The sequence below is a fragment of the Bacillus sp. FSL W7-1354 genome, assembly GCF_038002405.1.
In the GTDB taxonomy this organism is placed as follows: Bacteria; Bacillota; Bacilli; order Bacillales; family Bacillaceae; genus Bacillus; species Bacillus paralicheniformis.
Genome location: NZ_JBBOCL010000001.1, coordinates 722724 through 740171, shown reverse-complemented (window position 1 = coordinate 740171; position 17448 = coordinate 722724). Strand labels below are relative to the sequence as shown.

At 49.6% G+C, this 17448-nt stretch carries 15 protein-coding genes, 1 riboswitch and 1 other annotated feature (1 of these 17 cut by a window edge); all 15 genes read right to left on the bottom strand.

Annotated elements, in window-relative coordinates; all coding sequences use genetic code 11:
• Nucleotides 1-7: 7 nt before the first annotated feature.
• Nucleotides 8-124: a YezD family protein gene (locus tag MKZ04_RS03905; RefSeq protein WP_369878884.1), complete on the bottom strand. Its 117-nt coding sequence runs from the start codon at nt 122-124 to the stop codon at nt 8-10.
• Nucleotides 125-226: 102 nt separating this feature from the next.
• A riboswitch (SAM riboswitch) is annotated at nt 227-333 on the bottom strand.
• A 163-nt stretch (nt 334-496) separates the two neighbouring features.
• Nucleotides 497-1126, bottom strand: coding sequence for an orotate phosphoribosyltransferase (gene pyrE / locus MKZ04_RS03900; protein WP_020451333.1), 630 nt, complete (start codon nt 1124-1126; stop codon nt 497-499).
• On the bottom strand, nt 1123-1842 hold the full coding sequence (pyrF, locus tag MKZ04_RS03895) for an orotidine-5'-phosphate decarboxylase (RefSeq protein WP_035338804.1): 720 nt from the start codon (nt 1840-1842) through the stop codon (nt 1123-1125). The genes pyrE and pyrF overlap by 4 nt, the downstream gene beginning before the upstream one ends.
• Complete coding sequence (locus MKZ04_RS03890; RefSeq protein WP_103749104.1) at nt 1811-2746, bottom strand: dihydroorotate dehydrogenase; 936 nt, start codon at nt 2744-2746, stop codon at nt 1811-1813. The genes pyrF and MKZ04_RS03890 overlap by 32 nt, the downstream gene beginning before the upstream one ends.
• Nucleotides 2746-3516 (bottom strand): dihydroorotate dehydrogenase electron transfer subunit, encoded by a 771-nt coding sequence (locus MKZ04_RS03885; RefSeq protein WP_023857236.1) that lies wholly within the window; start codon nt 3514-3516, stop codon nt 2746-2748. The genes MKZ04_RS03890 and MKZ04_RS03885 overlap by 1 nt, the downstream gene beginning before the upstream one ends.
• Nucleotides 3513-6725 (bottom strand): carbamoyl-phosphate synthase large subunit, encoded by a 3213-nt coding sequence (carB, locus tag MKZ04_RS03880; protein ID WP_341045335.1) that lies wholly within the window; start codon nt 6723-6725, stop codon nt 3513-3515. Before carB ends, MKZ04_RS03885 begins: the two co-directional genes overlap by 4 nt.
• Nucleotides 6710-7804 carry a carbamoyl phosphate synthase small subunit gene (locus MKZ04_RS03875; RefSeq protein ID WP_023857237.1) on the bottom strand — a complete coding sequence of 365 codons (1095 nt, stop codon included), beginning with the start codon at nt 7802-7804 and terminating at the stop codon, nt 6710-6712. The genes carB and MKZ04_RS03875 overlap by 16 nt, the downstream gene beginning before the upstream one ends.
• Nucleotides 7801-9087, bottom strand: a complete 1287-nt coding sequence (locus tag MKZ04_RS03870) for a dihydroorotase (protein ID WP_020451327.1) — start codon at nt 9085-9087, stop codon at nt 7801-7803. The genes MKZ04_RS03875 and MKZ04_RS03870 overlap by 4 nt, the downstream gene beginning before the upstream one ends.
• The gene (locus MKZ04_RS03865; RefSeq protein WP_023857239.1) at nt 9071-9991 is read right to left on the bottom strand and encodes an aspartate carbamoyltransferase catalytic subunit; all 921 of its coding nucleotides are present in this window, start codon (nt 9989-9991) and stop codon (nt 9071-9073) included. Before MKZ04_RS03865 ends, MKZ04_RS03870 begins: the two co-directional genes overlap by 17 nt.
• Before the next feature lie 144 nt (nt 9992-10135).
• Nucleotides 10136-11440 carry a uracil permease PyrP gene (gene pyrP / locus MKZ04_RS03860; protein ID WP_341045332.1) on the bottom strand — a complete coding sequence of 435 codons (1305 nt, stop codon included), beginning with the start codon at nt 11438-11440 and terminating at the stop codon, nt 10136-10138.
• Nucleotides 11441-11633: 193 nt separating this feature from the next.
• Nucleotides 11634-12182 carry a bifunctional pyr operon transcriptional regulator/uracil phosphoribosyltransferase PyrR gene (pyrR, locus tag MKZ04_RS03855; protein ID WP_020451324.1) on the bottom strand — a complete coding sequence of 183 codons (549 nt, stop codon included), beginning with the start codon at nt 12180-12182 and terminating at the stop codon, nt 11634-11636.
• 176 nt (nt 12183-12358) lie between these two features.
• The gene (locus MKZ04_RS03850; RefSeq protein ID WP_023857242.1) at nt 12359-13273 is read right to left on the bottom strand and encodes an RluA family pseudouridine synthase; all 915 of its coding nucleotides are present in this window, start codon (nt 13271-13273) and stop codon (nt 12359-12361) included.
• A gap of 1 nt (nt 13274) precedes the next feature.
• Nucleotides 13275-13814, bottom strand: coding sequence for a signal peptidase II (gene lspA, locus MKZ04_RS03845; RefSeq protein WP_223254792.1), 540 nt, complete (start codon nt 13812-13814; stop codon nt 13275-13277).
• Between the two features lie 44 nt (nt 13815-13858).
• The gene (locus MKZ04_RS03840; RefSeq protein ID WP_023857244.1) at nt 13859-14224 is read right to left on the bottom strand and encodes a TraR/DksA family transcriptional regulator; all 366 of its coding nucleotides are present in this window, start codon (nt 14222-14224) and stop codon (nt 13859-13861) included.
• A gap of 223 nt (nt 14225-14447) precedes the next feature.
• Entirely contained in the window at nt 14448-17216 is a 2769-nt protein-coding gene (gene ileS / locus MKZ04_RS03835) for an isoleucine--tRNA ligase (RefSeq protein WP_048350284.1), read from the bottom strand.
• Between the two features lie 51 nt (nt 17217-17267).
• Nucleotides 17268-17448: a binding site (T-box leader), on the bottom strand (it continues 49 nt past the right edge of the window).

Genomic DNA, 17448 nt, shown 5'->3' with positions numbered 1-17448 from the left:
TAGTCAGCTATTTCAATCTTATTTTTTCATTTTTTTCGATTTGAATGACTTTGCCGTCCTGAACAACGAATGTGATCGATCCGTAATTCATGTCTTTCAGCATGTCTTTCATTTTGATGATCACCTTTTCAAGCTGTTCATCTGTCTTCACTTCTAGCTCCTCCTCTGCCCCTAAAAATTAAAATCTTTCTTCCAAATTTGAAAGAAAGACGAGGAACTCCGCTATTCCTTATCTCTCAAAATGAGGGCATTTTGCTGGAAGTAGCACCTTACGCTTCACACGCAGGTTGCCGGGTTTCATCGGACCAGTCCCTCCACCGCTCTTGATAAGTTTGCTTTTGTTATTTTAAAATTTTAGCACAATTCGAACAAAAGTCAACCCGACTTTTTTTATAGGATTAATAAAAAATAAAAATAATCCGATTTTACTATTTTTAAATCTGCAAAAAGACGCAAAAAAAGCCGTTCTCCCATTAGGAGAATACGGCTTTTTTCATTAATCCATCCAAGACTTGCTTTCAGGATCCGCCTTCCATTCTTTCAGTTTGGCGGCATCCTGTTCGCTGATATATCCGCCGGCAAGCGCAGCCTCTGTCAATGTATCGTAATCAGTCAGCGTGCGGTATTCAACGCCCGCTTCGCTGAAGGCGGCGGCGGCTTTAGGAAGCCCGTAAGTGAAAATGGCGGCGACACCGAGCACTTCACATCCCGCCTCTGTGAGAGCGGCTGCCGCTTCAAGGACGCTTCCTCCCGTTGAAATTAAATCTTCAATTACAACGACTTTTTGTCCTTTTACAACAGCGCCTTCAATTTGGTTTCCTTTGCCGTGCGCCTTCGGTTTGCTTCTGACGTAGCACATCGGCAGGCTCAGCCTGTCGGCGGCAAGCGCGGCATGGGGGATTCCCGCAGTTGCCGTACCGGCGATCATTTCGGCTCCGGGAAACTTGTCTTGAATCAGTCCGGCAAGCCCTGAAGCTATATCATCCCTTACTTCCGGATATGAAAGCGTCAAACGATTGTCGCAGTAGATGGGCGACAAGATGCCGCTCGCCCATGTAAACGGCTCGTTCGGGCGCAGGAAAACCGCTTTGATTCTTAATAAATGGTTTGCAATGTCTGTTTTCATGCCTTGGTTCCCTCCCACTCATGTCCTATTCTTCTGTAGGCTGACACAGGATCTTCCGCCTGTGTAATCGAACGGCCGACAACGATCGCCGACACGCCTTTTTCCCTTGCGTAGCCAGGCGTCGCCACCCGGACCTGGTCGTTGTTTTTGTCATCCGCCATGCGAATTCCGGGTGTCACGGTCAGAAAATCTAAAGACGCGGCCCGGTAAATGTGTTCGGCTTCATGGACGGAGCAGACGACACCGTCAAGTCCGCTTTCTTTAGCCAACTTGCTGTAGTGAACAACTGTATCGAGAAGCGGCGTTTCAATCAGCAGCTCTTGCTGAAGCATTTCTGAAGACGTGCTTGTCAGCTGGGTCACAGCAATTAATGAAGGGCGTTTTCGGCCTGCCGGAGTCCCCGCTTCAAGGCCTTCAAGCGCCGACTCCATCATTTGCTTTCCGCCTGCTGCGTGCACATTGACAAGGCTGACGCCAAACCCCGCCAGCCTTGTCATCGCCTTGTATACGGTCGTTGGAATGTCGTGGCATTTTAGATCAAGGAAAATGCGGCAGCCGCGCTCCTGTAACTTTTCAAGGATGGCCGGCCCTTCCTGATAAAAAAGCTCCATGCCCACCTTCACGAAAAGCTCTTCTCCATGAAACCGGTCCAAAAACGCATATGTTTCCTGTGCTGATGCAAAATCAAGCGCGATGATGGGCGGCGTATGTTTCATCCTTCCAGCTCCTTCCGATACACTCGTTCAACGAACGGTATCCGTATTTTTCTAAAACGCGCGGCAAATCGGCGATGATTTCGGGACAAACAAACGGATTAACAAAGTTTGCGGTGCCGACGGCGACTGCGCTCGCACCCGCCAGCAAAAACTCAAGCACATCTTCCGCTGACTGGACACCGCCCATGCCGATGATCGGAATGCTGACTTTTTGGCTGACTTCATGCACCATTCTGATGGCCACCGGTTTAACAGCAGGGCCTGATAATCCGCCGGTTTTGTTCGCCAAGACCGGCTTTCCCGTTTTTAAGTCGAGCCGCATCCCGATCAGCGTGTTGATCATCGTCAAACCGTCTGCTCCCGCTTCTTCTATGGCAAGAGCGATGTCGGTAATGTTCGCGACATTCGGCGACAGCTTCACATAGACGGGAACGCTCGCAACCTCTTTCACCGCTTTCGTCAGCTCACTGGCCATTTCCGGCTGCGTACCGAAGGCGATCCCTCCCGTTTTCACGTTAGGACAGGAAATATTCAGCTCGAGCGCATGAACATTCGGCGCTTTGCTGATTTCTTCAGCCACTTCAACATAATCGTCGATCTGCGAGCCGGCGACATTGGCGATAATCGGTGTATCGAACTGTTCGAGCCACGGCAATTCGCGTTCCATGACAGCCTCTAAACCGGGATTTTGCAGACCGATGGCATTAAGCATGCCGGCTTGCGTCTCGGCGACGCGCGGCGTCGGATTCCCGAAGCGCGGTTCGCTCGTCGTCGCTTTAATCATGATCGCACCGAGACGTGAAAGATCGTAAAAGTTCGCAAATTCTCTCCCGAATCCGAAGCAGCCTGAAGCCGGCATGATCGGATTTTTCAATTGAAGGCCCGGCAAATTGACTTCGAGCATCATAACAGCACCTCCTGGGCTTTGAAAACAGGACCATCAAGGCATACCTTCACATAAGATGTTTCGCTTTCTTCCGTATGGCAGACACAGGCAAAGCAAGCGCCGATCCCGCATCCCATGCGCTCTTCCATTGACAGATAAACCTCTTTATCCGGATAGCGCTGTTTTAAAGCTTTCAGCATCGGCGTCGGTCCGCAGGCCATTATGCAGTCAAACTGAAGCCCCTCGTTTTCAATGACATCTGTAACAAATCCCTTTGAACCGCGGGTGCCGTCTGCGGTTGCCACATACACACGCCCGAAACGGCTGAATTCCTGTTCGTAAAAGACGTCTTTTGCAGAAGCAAATCCTAACACATGGATCGCGTGCACCCCTCTATTTGTCAGCTGTTTGCTCAGCTCGTAAAGCGGCGGAACACCGATCCCCCCTCCGACAAGAAGAGCCGTTTTCCCCGGTTCAAGCGATTCAGCCGGAAAACCGTTGCCGAGCGGACCAAGGACATCGATCTGATCTCCTTCCTGTTTTAAAGACAGGAGACTCGTCCCTTCCCCATCCTTGCGAAAGATGATGGTCACCTGCCGGGCGGCTCTGTTGATATCGGCGATGCTGATCGGCCGCCTCAAAAGCGGCGTGAGGGAATCTGAGACCTTGATGTGAAGAAACTGGCCGGGAGCGCCGCAAACTTCGGCAATCTCCCCTTCCAGTACCATTTGATAAATATGATCCGCGATACACTTGTTTGAACGGACTGTCATATACCCTTTTCTCATCTGACGGCCGCCTTTTGCTCAATTCTAATCGCCGGCATATGATCGGCGCGGAAGCTCATGCTTTCAAGCACCCGCAAAATCGCTTCCGCCGTATCAAGGGATGTCAGGCAGGCAACGCCGTTTTCAACTGATTCGCGTCTGATTCTGAAGCCGTCCCTTGCCGGCTGCTTCCCTTTTGTCAGCGTATTGACGACGAACTGCGCTTCCCCGTTTCGAATGACATCAAGGAGATTTGTGCCTTCTTCGCCGATTTTCCCGACGGTTTTAACAGGTACGGATGCGTCTCTTAAATAGCCGGCCGTTCCTTCCGTAGCCAATATTTTATAGCCGATCGCATGGAACCGCTTGGCGATCAATAGACCTTCCTCTTTATCTTTATCAGCAACTGTCAGGAGAACAGAGCCGTAATTCGGAATTTGGATGCCTGAAGCGATCAGTCCTTTGTACAGCGCTTTTTCCAAAGTGCTGTCTTTGCCCATGACTTCCCCGGTCGATTTCATTTCCGGTCCGAGCGTGATATCCACTCTCCTCAGCTTTGCAAACGAGAAGACCGGCACTTTCACATATACGCCTTCCTGCTCTTTTTGAAGGCCTTCAGTATAGCCCATATCGGCAAGCTTCCCGCCGAGAATCACTTTTGTTGCGAGATTGGCCATCGGAATGCCGGTGATTTTGCTGAGAAACGGCACCGTGCGGCTCGATCTCGGGTTGACTTCAAGGACGTAAACCTCATCTTTTGAAAGGACAAACTGAATGTTGAGCAGGCCGACGATGTTTAAGCCTTTTGCAAGCTTAATCGTGTATGCTTCAATCTTTTTCTTGATGTCCTCTGAAAGGGATTGCGGCGGGTAAACGGCAATCGAATCCCCTGAGTGGACGCCGGCCCGTTCAATGTGCTCCATAATCCCCGGAATGACGACCGTTTCACCGTCAGAAATCGCATCCACTTCAATTTCCTTTCCGGTCAAATATTTATCGATCAAGACAGGGTGCTGCGGATTGATTTTCACTGCATTCTTCATATAATGGAGAAGCTCTGTTTCATGGTAGACGATCTCCATCGCACGCCCCCCAAGTACATACGATGGGCGGACAAGCACCGGATAGCCGATGTTGGCTGCGATTTCAACAGCGCCTTCCACAGATGTCGCCGTTTTTCCGAGCGGCTGAGGCACATGCAGCGTTTCAAGCGTCTGTTCGAACTTGTCGCGATCCTCGGCGCGGTCCAAATCCTCAAGGGATGTTCCAAGAATGGCGACGCCCCGCTCCGCGAGCTCGTCGGCAAGGTTGATCGCAGTCTGTCCGCCAAACTGAACGACGACGCCTTTCGGCTGCTCCAAATCGATGATATGCATGACATCTTCAACAGTAAGCGGCTCAAAGTAGAGCTTGTCGGAGATGCTGAAGTCCGTTGAAACCGTCTCAGGATTGTTGTTAATAATGATTGCTTCATAGCCGGCTTCTTTGATCGCCCAAACCGAATGCACAGTCGCATAATCGAATTCGACCCCCTGGCCGATCCGGATCGGGCCGGAGCCAAGAACGATAACGCTGTTTTTGTCTGTTCTGACCGATTCGTTTTCCTCTTCATATGTGCTGTAGAAATAAGGTGTCTCCGATTCAAATTCGGCCGCACATGTATCAACCATTTTATAAACAGGCGTGATGCCTGTTTCTTTTCTAAGATCATAAAGCTTTCTTTCAGGCATCTCCCAGAGAAAGCTGATGAAGCGGTCTGAAAAACCGAGCTCTTTCGCTTCTTTCAAAAGACCCAGGTCACCGCGCCCGGCTTTCAGCTTTTCTTCAAAGCGAATGATTCCCTCAAGCTTGTGCAGGAAGAACAGGTCAATTGCCGAAAATTCGTGGAGATCGCTGACCGTGTATCCTCTTCTAAACGCTTCGGCCAAGTAAAAGAGACGTTCGTCTCCCGCTTTTTTAATCCGTTTTTCAAGCACTTCATTCGAGATCTCACCGGCATCTTTCAGCTCCAGGTGATAGACATCCGCTTCAAGAGAACGGACCGCTTTCAGGAGAGATTCCTCCCACGTTCTTCCGATCGCCATCACTTCGCCTGTCGCTTTCATCTGCGTGCCGAGCTTGCGGTTTGCCGATTCGAATTTATCAAACGGCCAGCGCGGTATTTTTGAAACGACATAGTCGAGTGCAGGTTCGAAAGACGCGTACGTTTTTCCTGTCACAGGATTCATCATTTCGTCAAGAGACAAACCGACGGCAATTTTAGCGGCAAGCTTTGCGATCGGATAGCCCGTCGCTTTTGAGGCAAGCGCTGATGAACGGCTGACCCGCGGGTTTACCTCGATGATGTAGTACTGAAAGCTGTCCGGGTCAAGCGCCAGCTGAACATTACAGCCGCCTTCGATTTCAAGCGCGCGGATGATTTTCAGCGATACATTGCGAAGCATTTGGTATTCGCGGTCGCTCAGCGTCTGGCTCGGCGCTACAACGATGCTGTCCCCGGTATGAATCCCGACCGGATCGATGTTTTCCATATTGCAGACGACGATCGCGTGATCGCTCGAGTCTCTCATGACTTCATACTCGATTTCTTTGTAGCCGGCGATGCTCTTTTCAAGCAGACATTGGTGAACCGGGCTCATTTTTAAGCCGTTTTCAACAATTTCCTTCAGCTCGTCTTCGTTTGAGCAGATGCCTCCGCCTGTTCCGCCGAGCGTGTATGCCGGCCGGACGATGACGGGGAAGCCGATGCGCTCGACGAACTCGCGCGCTTCCTCGAGCGAGTGGATGATCTCGCTTTCCGGAACCGGTTCATTCAACTCATTCATCAGGCTTCTGAACAAGTCGCGGTCCTCCGCCTGTTGGATCGCAGCCAATTTCGTGCCGAGCACTTCAACACCGCACTCAGCCAGGATGCCGTGCTCGGACAGTTCGACCGCCAAGTTGAGGCCCGTCTGCCCGCCCAATGTCGGCAAAATGGCGTCCGGCCGCTCTTTGCGGATGATACGTGTTAAGAATTCAAGCGTCAGCGGTTCGATATATACGCGGTCGGCCATTTCCGTATCCGTCATGATCGTCGCCGGATTCGAGTTGACGAGAATGACTTCATAGCCTTCTTCTTTTAAAGCGAGGCAGGCCTGTGTACCCGCATAATCAAATTCCGCCGCCTGCCCGATAATAATCGGCCCTGATCCGATCACCAAAATCTTTTTGATATCTACGCGTTTAGGCATACCGCTTCCCCTTCTTTCTCTGTGGTTTCAATCATGTGTAAAAATTGATCAAATAAATGGTTGGCGTCTTCCGGTCCCGGTGAAGCTTCCGGATGGTATTGAACCGTGAAAGCCGGTTCGTGTTTATGTTTAAGCCCTTCGATTGTGTCATCATTAATCGCGACATGCGTCACTTCAAGCGGCGTGTTTTCAACGGTCGATACGGTATAGCCGTGGTTTTGAGCCGTAATTGATACTCTCCCGGTTGCAAGCTCTTTAACCGGATGGTTGGAACCGCGGTGTCCGAATTTCATTTTCGCCGTCTTTGCTCCGCAGGCGAGGGCAAACAGCTGATGGCCGAGACAGATGCCGAACAATGGAACCTTGCCGAGAATGTTTTGAATCATGGCAATTGCTTCGGGTACGTCCGTTGGATCTCCAGGTCCGTTTGACAGCATTACGCCGTCAGGCTTCAGCTGCATCACTTCTTCTGCTGTTACATTGTGAGGAACGACGATCACATCGCATTTGCGCTTGTTCAGCTCTCTTAAGATGCCGTGCTTCATTCCGAAATCGACAAGCACGATTCGCTTCCCCCTCCCAGGGCTCGGATATGCCGTTTTTGTTGAAACTTGGCTGACCTGGTCGGTCGGAAGGTTCGTTTCTTTCAGCTTTTGAACCAAAGCCTCAGCATCTTCTTCCGGGCCGGCAAAAACCCCTTTCAGCGTACCTGCCGTTCTGATCATTCTTGTCAGCTTTCTCGTGTCAATCCCCGAGAGTCCCGGGATGTTCTTCATTTTTAAATATTCATCAAGGGTATAAGCAGAGCGCCAGTTTGACGGAAGTTGACATAACTCTTTTACGATAAACCCTTTCACATAAGGGGTGATAGATTCAAAGTCGTCTCTGTTGATCCCGTAGTTCCCGATCAGCGGGTAGGTCAGTGTGACAATTTGTCCGCAGTATGACGGGTCTGAGAGGATTTCTTGATAGCCTGTCATCCCCGTGTTGAAGACGACTTCTCCCATGGTGTTTTCCAGGCTGCCGAAAGCTTCCCCTTCAAAAATTGTTCCGTTTTCTAGTACAAGACGTCTTTTCATTTTACAAGTCTCCCCTCTTGGTAAACGAGTTTTCCCTTTGCCATTGTCATAACCGGCCAGCCGAAGCAGCTGATGCCGTCAAACGGCGTGTTTTTCCCTTTAGAAAGAAAGGTGTTTTTATCAATTTTTTCTTCGCGTTCAAGATCTATCAGCGTAATATCCGCGGACCGCCCGGCTTCAAGCTTACCGTAAGGAAGTCCGAACGCCTCGCAAGGTTTGACCGTCATATAATCGAGGAGCTGTTTCAGCGTCCAGTTTCCCGTTTTGACAAAGTGCGTATAAAGAAGCGGAAAAGCCGTCTCCAAGCCGACAATCCCAAATGGCGCCAGGCTCATTGTCTGTTGTTTTTCATCTTCTGTATGAGGGGCATGATCCGTAGCGATAAAATCGATTGTTCCGTCTGTAAGCCCCTCAAGGAGCGCTTCTCTGTCTTCCGGACTTCTGAGCGGCGGATTCATTTTATAATTTGTATCAAGACCGGGAATGTCGCTGTCTGAAAGGAGCAGATGGTGAGGCGTCACTTCCGCTGTCACACGGATTCCCGCTTTTTTGGCGTCGCGGACGACCCTGACCGATTCCTTCGTGCTGATATGACAGACATGGTAATGGCAGCCTGCCGCTTCGGCCAGAAGAACGTCCCTTGCGATGTGAACGGCTTCGCATATCGAAGGAATCCCGTTTAAACCGTTGGCTTTGGCAAATTTCCCATCGTGGACACTGCCGCCGTAGATCAGTGAATTGTCTTCACAGTGGGCGACAATTGCTTTATCGATCGAAGCCGCTTTTTTCATCGCTTCATACATCATCCCCGCCGTTTGAACGCCGACGCCGTCATCAGTAAACGCAAACGCACCTGCGTCTTTCAGCCCTTCGAAGTCGGTCATTTCCTGACCTGTTTGTCTGATGGTGATGGAAGCGTACGGCAGCACTCTGACAGATGCCGTTTCGTCAATGCGGTTGACGAGCCACTCCATCTGCTCTTTCGTATCGGGGACAGGCCGCGTATTCGGCATTGCGGCGACAGTTGTAAACCCGCCTCTTGCCGCGGCTTTTGCACCTGTTTCGATCGTTTCTTTCTTCTCGCCGCCCGGCTCTCTGAAGTGAACGTGAAGGTCAACAAGCCCCGGCGAGACGAAAAGCCCATCCGCATTGATGACCGTTTCTCCCAAAGCGGCCTCAAGGCTTCCGATTTCGCTGATTGCATCGCCTTCAACCCTGATGTCGCACTGTACTTTTTCACCTTTTTCGTCGAGTATGAAGCCGTTTTTAATTAAATAAGACATAAGCCTGATCTCCCCTTTTTTTGTTTTCGCCGTTTAGAAGCGCTCTTTTTAAAACCGCCATTCTGATATATACACCGTTTTCCATTTGTTTGAAAATTCTCGACTGAGTGGATTCGACCAGCGCACTGTCAATCTCGACGCCTCTGTTAACAGGCGCAGGATGCATGATGACCGCGTCTTTTTTCAGGAGCTCCGCCCGCTTCAGCGACAGTCCGAAAGTTTCAAGATAATCGCGTTCTGCCGCCTTTTTCTCATGACGTTCGTGCTGAATTCGGAGAAGCATTACGACATCCGAATTTGCGACCGCTTCATCAGGCGACACATATGTCCCGTAAGGATTGTTGTCATCCCGCCATTCTTCCGGACCTGAGAAAAGAACCTTTGCTCCGAGCCTTGTCAGCACTTCGGCATTCGATCTTGCCACTCTGCTGTGTTTGATATCTCCGTGTATGGATACCGTCAGTCCGGCAAATCCGCCCCATTCCTCGTAAATCGTCAGCAAATCGAGCAAAGATTGAGTGGGATGCTGACCGCAGCCGTCTCCGGCATTGATCACCGGAATGCCGACATGTCCGATAAGTTCATCGTAATAATGATCCTGAGAGTGTCTGATCACACATACATCAGCGCCGATGGATTCGAGTGTCTTGACGGTATCGTACAACGATTCTCCTTTTTGTACGCTTGTTGAAACACCGTCCAGGTTCAGCACATTCATGCCGAGTTTCTTTTCAGCCACTTCGAAGCTGAAGCGCGTTCTTGTGCTCGGTTCAAAAAACAGATTGGCAGCAAACTTTCCGGAGAGGACGGAATCGAATTTCCTTTTTTTCAGCTCTCTCGCCTCTTCAATCAGCTCGTGAATATCCTCAAGACTAAGCTCATTCATTGCGGTCAAGTGTTTCATTTTTTCTCCCCCTCAGGCTTTAATTTCCTGTAAAAAAACCCCAAGCCACAACGGCTTGGGGTACAGTGAACCAGAGAATGCGCTTTTTTGCACTTCTCTCTCCGTAACCCTTTCAAGCCTCTCTGGACTTCATTTAAAAGGTTTTTAAATATGCTCTTCTATTTCAATCCCGTCCTGATCTCCCTTTGATTCAGGCAGGACAAGGTTTAAAACCACTCCGACGATAGCTGCAAGCGCCATGCTTGACAGCTCGAACCCTGAGATTTTGATAAATGCGCCGCCCACTCCGATGACGAGAATGACGGATGAGATGATCAGGTTTCGCTTATTTTCCAAGTCAATTTTGTTATCAATCAGCATGCGCAGTCCGCTTGATGCGATGATACCGAACAGCAGGAAGGAAACGCCTCCCATGACTGCAGAAGGGACAGAGCTGATCAGGGCCGAAATTTTGCCGATAAACCCGAAGCACAGTGCAATAACAGCCGCTCCGCCGATGACAAATACGCTGAATACTCTTGTGATGGCGAGTACGCCGATGTTTTCTCCGTAGGTCGTTGTCGGCGGTCCGCCGATGCATGATGCCAGCATCGTTGCGACACTGTCGCCGAAAATCGAGCGGTGAAGCCCGGGCTTCTTAATGAAATCCTGACCGACGACTTTGCTTAATACCATTTGGTGGCCGATATGTTCTGACATTGTCACGAAAGCAACAGGCACCATGGCGATTCCAATTCCGACAGCCGCCGCGCTCGACGTATAGTCGACAAACGGAATGACGAAATCTGGAACAGCAAACCATTTGGCGTCAAGGACCATCTGGAAGTCGACGATGCCTTGGGTCAGGGCGAACAAGTATCCGCCGATAATTCCGATCAAGACAGGAATCAGGCTGAAAAATCCTCTTAAGAAAATCGCGCAGATTATGGTGAGCGCGAGTGTGAATCCTGCAACGCCAAAATGTTTGGCGCTGTAGACGAGCACTTTTGCTCCCGAATCTTCATACATGGCCATATTGACAGCCGTGCTTGCCAGCCCGAGTCCGATGACGATAATGACCGGACCGACGACAACAGGCGGCAGGAGCCTCATCAGCCAGTCCGTTCCCAGCTGCTGGATGAGCAGGGCGATCAGCCCGTAGGCGATGCCTGCCATAAATGCGCCGATCATGGCCGCCCCAGGGCCTCCGGCGGCTTTTGCCGCGATAATCGGGGCAATAAATGCAAAGGATGAACCTAAGTAAGCCGGGATCTGTCCTTTTGTAATCAAGAGATATGCAAGCGTTCCTAGCCCGCTCGTTATAAGGGCCACGCCTGGGCTTAAGCCTACAAGCTTTGGCACGAGGATCGTCGCTCCGAACATGGCAAACAGATGCTGCAGGCTGAAAGTTATCCAATTCAAAGGTTTTGGTACTTCTCTGACACCAAGGTTCACTTTTTTCTGACTCATATTTTTTCCTCCTGATGGTTGACTCACTGTCTTTGATGTCTTTATATCCTGAAAAGATTGTGCCCATTAAAAAAGCCTCTTTGCTTAAATTGCGCAAAGAGGCAGACAAAGATCCGCCGCATGGTGAGGCGGCATCTTTCGTTCTATCCCTCTTTGCAAACTCACTGGAATGCATTTAAAAAAGGATTGTCATTCACTTTTTATAAATCGCCGCAAGGTCGCGTCCGTCAACTTCTTCCAATTGAACCATGACCTTTTCGGTTTTCGATGTCGGGATGTTTTTCCCGATATAGTCGGCTCTGATCGGCAGCTCTCTGTGGCCGCGGTCGACAAGCACCGCGAGCTGGATGGATGAAGGCCGCCCGACATCGACGAGCGCATCCATGGCCGCTCTGACTGTCCGTCCCGTGTAAAGCACATCATCGACGACGATCACCTTTTGATCGGTGATGTCCGCCGGAATGTCCGCTCCTTTGACAAGCGGCTCTTCATTAGACGTTTTTTTGGAGAGATCATCCCTGTAAAGGGTGATGTCGAGCTCTCCTACGGTGACTTTGTTTCCTTCGATTTGCTCAATCCGTTCGGCAAGCCGTTTGGCCAGATAGATGCCTCTCGTTTTGATTCCGACAAGGATACAGTTGTTCATTCCTTTGTTTCGTTCAATCATTTCGTGGGCGATTCTTGTCAGCGCCCTTCTGATCGCCTGTTCGTCAAGCACAACAGCCTTTTCTTGTTCCTGCATGGCCAGCACCCCGCATCTTTTAAAGGATAAAACAAAAACCCCTTCTGCATAAAGGCAGAGAGGGGTCTTGAAACGAATTCATTGATTCGCTTGTCCGGTATCCTTCTCAGCCTCTCTGGACTGTGTTAAAGAATCTGATTTAACTGCATTTATTATTTCAAAAAAGAAAACGTCTGTCAACGTTTATTTCGAATTTTGTCGAGGAGATTTTTCATGTCATCAGGCAGAGGCGCCTCAAATTCAACATATTCTCCGGTACGCGGATGGTCAAATCCCAATACGCCCGCATGCAGCACCTGGCCGTTGAAATCGACCGTCTTTTTCGGGCCGTATTTCGGATCTCCCGCCAGAGGAAAACCGATATATTTCATATGCACGCGAATTTGATGGGTTCGCCCCGTTTCAAGCTGGCATTCAACAACAGTGAAATCGTCGAACCGTTCGATCACTTCAAAATGAGTGACGGCATGCTTTCCATTTTCCCTTGTGACCGTCATACTCTGCCTGTCTTTTTTATCCCTGCCGATCGGCGCGTCGATCGTCCCGTGGTCATGCGGGATGACGCCGTGGACAAGCGCGGTGTATTTTCTCGTCACCGTTTTGTTGACAAGCTGATTCACGAGCGATTCATGCGCCATGTCGTTTTTGGCAACCATCAACAGACCTGAAGTGTCCTTATCAATCCGGTGGACGATGCCCGGCCTCATCACGCCGTTGATGCCTGACAGATCGTCACAATGCGCCATCAAACCGTTGACAAGCGTCCCCGTCAGATGGCCGGGAGCCGGATGAACCACCATTCCGCGCGGCTTGTTGACGACAAGAACGTCCTGATCCTCATAATAAATATCAAGATCCATCGGTTCAGCCGTGACATCAAGCGGTTCCGGTTCTGGAACATGGACTGACACCGCATCCCCATCCTGAACTTTATAATTGGCTTTGACCGCATTTCCGTTAACCAGCACGCGGTCTTCTTTAATCCACTGCTGCACCTGAGTCCGCGACCAATCCGCTTCAACTGCGGTCAAGTACTTGTCAATCCGTTCACCTTTATGTTCTTCATGAACGGTCATATCATAATGCTCCATGTTACAGCTCCTTCTTCTTCTTTCCGTCTAACAGCATTTGTATAAATAAGAGCAGGACACCGACGCATAAAGATGAATCGGCAATGTTGAAAATCGGATAATGATAATTGACGATCGTCACGTGTATAAAATCGACAACTTCTTGCCTGAACACGCGGTCGATAAAATTGCCGACAGCACCGCCAAGCATCAATCCGAGAGCGGTTCCGAGCAGGATTTGTCCTTTGGCATGTTTTTGAATGTAGTAAACAATGCCGATGATAACCGCCGTGGTAATGATGTAAAAAAACCACATCTGTCCGGCCAAAATGCCCCATGCTGCGCCTGTGTTTCTGTGCGAGGTAATTTGAAAGAAACCGTCGATGACGGGAATGCTTTCACCGTACTCCATTTTGCTGACGACCAGCCATTTTGTAAATTGATCGATACCGATAATGAGCACTGCAATTATGTAATAAGGCACAAACCGTTCCTCCAGTTTCTGTTTCTCTTCATTTAAGCATTTTAACAAGAAAAAGAAAAGGAGTAAAGGAATATTCATTGACATCCTGCAAGAGGGCAAAAGCCCTCCCCTCTTGCAGAATGTTATGAGTAGAGCGCCCGGTTGAACGTCTCATCCGTCTCAGCCCAAATAGGAAGCGTCTTTTTTTCAAACTGGGCATGATATAAAAAATCGTTCGCGGTGCGCGCCGTCGGCAGAATAGCCATTTTTTCCAGCGGAATTGCCTGATTCGTTTCTTCGCAAATGCCGTATGTTCCGTTTTCGATTTTTGAAAGGGCCAAAAGCACGTCCTGCAGCTCTTCTTTGACATGATACATAAGTGTTACCTGCTGATACGAATTGATGCCTTGAGAATCCTGCTGAAAAAAGGAGTATTCAAAAAGCCTTGCTTCCAGTTCTTCCTTCATTTGAAGAAGTTCGGTATGAATTGCCGCCAGCTGATCGTTCACGCCTACATCAACTCCTGCTCTTATCGTTTGTGACCTTAGTGTTACCGACAAAGCCGGTATCCAAGCCCAAAAGATTTTTCCTGACGTACAAAACGATGTCAGCAATGGCATCCTTTCTCCGGACTTTCACAGGATGTGCGTTCAGACAGGACGCCTGGGCAGGCCTGATAAGGTTTGGCGGCATATTAAAAGCGGTTCGGAAAAACTCCGAACCGCTTCGTGGTTAATTTTGATAATACGTCTTCACAATTCCGGCACAGCGAGGGCAAAGCTCCGGATGATCGGCATCCTGGCCGATTTCTTTGGAAACCATGCGACACCGCTCACAAGTTTCGCCTTCTGCCTGAGCAACGACGATTTTTCCTGTGTCAAACGTCTGCGCACCTTCAGGCGCTTCGGCTTCCGTTCCGCCGATGAGAAGCTCTGACACGATGAACAGCTGTTTGACGTCTTCCTTGATCGAAGAAAGCAGCGCTTTTGCTTCTTCATTTGGATACAGCGTCAAGCTCGCAACCGAAGATTTTCCGATGATCTTTTCATTACGCGCTGTTTCAAGCGCTTTAAGAACATCGCCGCGAAGCTTCATGAAGCTGTCGAACTTCTCTTCCGTCTCTTTTGCATTTGGAATGTCTCTTGTTTCCGGCATATCGGTAAGCTGCACGCTTTTTTCCGATACGAATGTGAAGTGGCTCCACATTTCGTCAGCAGTATGCGGCAGGATCGGTGCGATCAGCTTGACAAGCCCGAGCAGCGTTTCGTAAAAAACGGTCTGCATGCTGCGGCGGTCTTTATGATCGGCGTGTTCAATATAAACGACGTCTTTGGCAAAATCCATATAGAATGAGCTGAGCTCGATCGCGCAGAAGTTGTGGACAGCATGGTAAATGACCGCAAAATCATATTCTTCATATGCTTTTTTGACTTTTTCAATAAGGCTGTTCAGCTTGATCAAAATGTACTGATCGACTTCGCGAAGTTCTTCCACAGCGATTGCATCTTTCGCCGGGTCAAAATCAGCAATGTTTCCGTGAAGAAAACGGAACGTGTTGCGGATCTTCCGGTACACTTCTGCGACTTGCTTTAAGATCGCGTCAGATACGCGGACATCTGCTTGATAGTCGACAGATGCGACCCACAGTCTTAAAATATCGGCCCCGAACTGATTCATGATTTTTGCCGGAACAACGACATTGCCGAGTGATTTGCTCATCTTGCGGCCTTCTCCATCAAGGGCAAAACCGTGTGACAGCACGCCTTTATATGGTGCTTTACCCGTTACGGCAACGGCTGTCGAAATCGATGAGTTAAACCAGCCGCGGTATTGGTCAGATCCTTCCAGATACAAGTCCGCAGGTCTTACAAGATCATCGCGCTCTTCCAGTACGGCCTGATGTGACGAACCTGAATCAAACCAGACATCCATGATGTCCTGTTCCTTTGTGAACTTGCCGTTCGGACTTCCCGGATGCGTAAAGCCTTCCGGAAGCAGTTCATTCGCTTCTTTTTCAAACCAAATGTTCGAACCGTGCTCCCTGAATAGTTCAGAAACGTGGTCGATCGTTTCATCCGTGATGATCGGCTCCCCATTTTCGGCATAAAATACCGGAATCGGCACGCCCCATGCGCGCTGTCTTGAGATACACCAGTCACCGCGGTCGCGGATCATATTGTAGAGGCGCGTTTCGCCCCATTCAGGCACCCATTTTGTTTCTTTCACCGCGTCAAGAAGCTCGTCTCTAAAGTCTTTGATAGAAGCGAACCATTGGGAGGTCGCGCGGAAAATGGTCGGTTTTTTCGTTCTCCAGTCGTGCGGATAGGAGTGGGTGATGAAATCGAGCTTCAGCAAAGCGCCTTTTTCTTCGAGCTGTTCTGTAATCGGTTTGTTGGCCTGATCGTAAAACAGTCCTTCAAAACCAGGGGCTTCGCTCGTCATATGTCCTTTTTCATCAACCGGGCAAAGCACGTCAAGTCCGTATTTCTGACCGATGATAAAGTCGTCTTCACCGTGTCCCGGAGCAGTATGAACACAGCCTGTACCGGCATCTGTAGTTACGTGTTCACCGAGCATAACAAGAGAATCTCTGCTGTATAAAGGATGAACCGCGACGATATGTTCCAGGTCTTTTCCTTTAACAGTTTGAACGACTTCATGATCTTCAAAGCCGATCGCTTTTGCCACGCTTTCAATCAATGCGCTTGCCATCACATAGCGCGCGCCTCCGGCAGCAACGACGCTGTACTCCAATTCAGGGTGTACGGCGATGCCGAGATTGGCCGGGATCGTCCACGGCGTTGTCGTCCAAATGACGATTTTTTCGCCGTTTGTTAATACACCTTTTCCATCTTTTACATCAAATGCAACATAGATAGACGGCGAGCGTTTATCATGGTATTCGATTTCAGCTTCAGCCAGAGCGGATTCGCTTGAAGGGGACCAGTAAACCGGCTTCTTCCCTTTGTAAATATAGCCTTTTTTCGCCATTTCGCCGAATACTTTAATTTGCTGCGCTTCAAACTCCGGCTTAAGCGTCACGTATGGGTTTTCCCAATCTCCTCTGACACCGAGGCGCTTAAATTGCGTCTTTTGACCTTCGATTTGCTGCCATGCATATTCTTCGCAAAGCTTGCGGAATTCGGCTACCGTCATTTCTTTGCGCTTCACTTTTTTGTTTTTCGTGAGCGCTGTTTCAATCGGCAGGCCGTGTGTATCCCAGCCCGGAACATACGGTGCATGATAGCCGCTCATCGATCTCGAACGGACGATGAAGTCCTTCAGTACTTTGTTGAGCGCATGGCCCATATGAATATCGCCGTTCGCATACGGAGGTCCGTCATGAAGCACGAACATCGGCCGGCCTTCGGTTCGTTTCTGAACGAGGCTGTAAATGTCCATATCTTCCCATTTCCCCTGGATTTCAGGTTCACGGTTCGGCAGGTTTCCTCTCATCGGAAAATCTGTTTTCGGCATTAAGAGCGTATCTTTATAATCCATTACCATTCCTCCAAAACATCTTTTCTAAAACAAAAAAAGCCTTTTCATCCCATAAGGGACGAGAAGGCTTTGATCTCGCGGTACCACCCTTTTAGACAAGCCGATTCGGCTTATCCGCTCAAACATCGTAACGTGATGGGACGTCCTTTCCTACTGGACGGTTCAGAAAGGAAACTTGAGGGCTGATTCACAACGATTCCAACAATCCCGGGCTTACACCGCCCCCGGGTCG

Excerpts from the sequence above, each read along its gene's own strand:
- pyrE (WP_020451333.1), bottom strand. The coding sequence starts at position 1,126 with ATGAAAACAGACATTGCAAACCATTTATTAAGAATCAAAGCGGTTTTC.
- pyrF (WP_035338804.1), bottom strand. The coding sequence starts at position 1,842 with ATGAAACATACGCCGCCCATCATCGCGCTTGATTTTGCATCAGCACAG.
- MKZ04_RS03890 (WP_103749104.1), bottom strand. The coding sequence starts at position 2,746 with ATGCTCGAAGTCAATTTGCCGGGCCTTCAATTGAAAAATCCGATCATG.
- MKZ04_RS03885 (WP_023857236.1), bottom strand. The coding sequence starts at position 3,516 with ATGAGAAAAGGGTATATGACAGTCCGTTCAAACAAGTGTATCGCGGAT.
- carB (WP_341045335.1), bottom strand. The coding sequence starts at position 6,725 with ATGCCTAAACGCGTAGATATCAAAAAGATTTTGGTGATCGGATCAGGG.
- MKZ04_RS03875 (WP_023857237.1), bottom strand. The coding sequence starts at position 7,804 with ATGAAAAGACGTCTTGTACTAGAAAACGGAACAATTTTTGAAGGGGAA.
- MKZ04_RS03870 (WP_020451327.1), bottom strand. The coding sequence starts at position 9,087 with ATGTCTTATTTAATTAAAAACGGCTTCATACTCGACGAAAAAGGTGAA.
- MKZ04_RS03865 (WP_023857239.1), bottom strand. The coding sequence starts at position 9,991 with ATGAAACACTTGACCGCAATGAATGAGCTTAGTCTTGAGGATATTCAC.
- pyrP (WP_341045332.1), bottom strand. The coding sequence starts at position 11,440 with ATGAGTCAGAAAAAAGTGAACCTTGGTGTCAGAGAAGTACCAAAACCT.
- pyrR (WP_020451324.1), bottom strand. The coding sequence starts at position 12,182 with ATGCAGGAACAAGAAAAGGCTGTTGTGCTTGACGAACAGGCGATCAGA.
- MKZ04_RS03850 (WP_023857242.1), bottom strand. The coding sequence starts at position 13,273 with ATGGAGCATTATGATATGACCGTTCATGAAGAACATAAAGGTGAACGG.
- lspA (WP_223254792.1), bottom strand. The coding sequence starts at position 13,814 with ATGAATATTCCTTTACTCCTTTTCTTTTTCTTGTTAAAATGCTTAAAT.
- ileS (WP_048350284.1), bottom strand. The coding sequence starts at position 17,216 with ATGGATTATAAAGATACGCTCTTAATGCCGAAAACAGATTTTCCGATG.